1 protein-coding gene and 1 pseudogene are annotated in these 1,139 nt (G+C 61.1%); both read right to left on the bottom strand.

Going from position 1 to position 1,139, the window contains the following annotated elements; all coding sequences use genetic code 11:
- Positions 1-10: 10 nt before the first annotated feature.
- Entirely contained in the window at positions 11-979 is a 969-nt protein-coding gene (locus AC630_RS42470; RefSeq protein WP_074124409.1) for a branched-chain amino acid ABC transporter permease, read from the bottom strand.
- 1 nt (position 980) lies between these two features.
- Positions 981-1,139, bottom strand: a pseudogene (locus AC630_RS42465) (branched-chain amino acid ABC transporter permease); the annotation flags it as partial.

Here is a 1,139-nt window from a genome sequence, read left to right as displayed (position 1 = left end):
TTAAATCAATCTAGAGCGATCGCCGGAAGTAATGCGCGATTTCACCGATAACGCCGCGGCGGAAGGTGAGCACGCAGATCACGAAGATCGAGCCCTGGATCACCGTCACCCACTGGCCGAAGCCCGCCAGATATTGCTGCATGGCGATGATCACGAAAGCGCCGACCACCGGGCCGAAGATGGTGCCGAGGCCGCCAACCAGCGTCATCAGCACGACTTCGCCCGACATCGTCCAATGGACGTCGGTCAGCGAGGCGTTCTGCGCCACGAACACCTTGAGCGAACCGGCAAAGCCGGCCAGCGTCCCCGACAGGATGAACGCCAGGAACTTGTACTGGTCGGTCCGGTATCCCAGCGAGATCGCGCGCGGCTCGTTCTCGCGGATCGACTTCAGGACCTCGCCGAACGGCGAATTGATGATGCGGTAGATCAGCAGGAAGCCGGCAAGGAAGCCGACCAGCACGACATAGTAGAGCACGGTCGGCTTGGACAGGTCGAAGAGGCCGAACATGCGCCCTTGCGGAATGCCCTGGATGCCGTCCTCACCATGGGTGAACGGTGCCTGCAGATAGATGAAATAGAGGAGCTGCGACAGCGCCAGCGTGATCATCGAGAAGTAGATGCCCTGACGCCGGATCGAGATGTAGCCGGTGATGATGGAGAGGACGAAGGCCGCGGCGACACCGACGAGGATGCCGAGCTCCGGCGGAAGCGCCCACACTTTCAGCGCATGAGCGCTGCAATAGCCGGCGGTCCCCAGGAACATCGCGTGTCCGAAGGACAAAAGTCCGCCGTAGCCGATCAGGAGATTGAAGGCACAGGCCAGCAGCGCAAAGCAAAGAGCCTGCATCACGAAGAACGGGTAGACTCCCGTGAACGGCACCGACGCCAGCAGCAGCGCCATCACCACGAACACGATCATCTCGTCGCGCATCGCGCGCGGCGTCATCGGCAATGTATCGTCCGTCAAGGCTGTCATATCAGGCCGCCCTTCCCGTCAATCCCGTTGGCTTCACCAAGAGCACCAGCACCATCAGCACGAACACGACGGTGTTGGAGGCCTCGGGGTAGAAATACTTGGTCAGGCCCTCGATCACACCGAGCGCGAAGCCGGTGATGATCGACCCCATGATCGATCC

It is taken from the genome of Bradyrhizobium sp. AS23.2, from assembly GCF_001908185.1.
Lineage (GTDB): Bacteria > Pseudomonadota > Alphaproteobacteria > Rhizobiales > Xanthobacteraceae > Bradyrhizobium.
This window is presented reverse-complemented; position numbering and strand designations above follow the sequence as displayed.

Coding starts and splice junctions, on each gene's coding strand:
- AC630_RS42470 (WP_074124409.1), bottom strand. CDS start 979: ATGACAGCCTTGACGGACGATACATTGCCGATGACGCCGCGCGCGATG.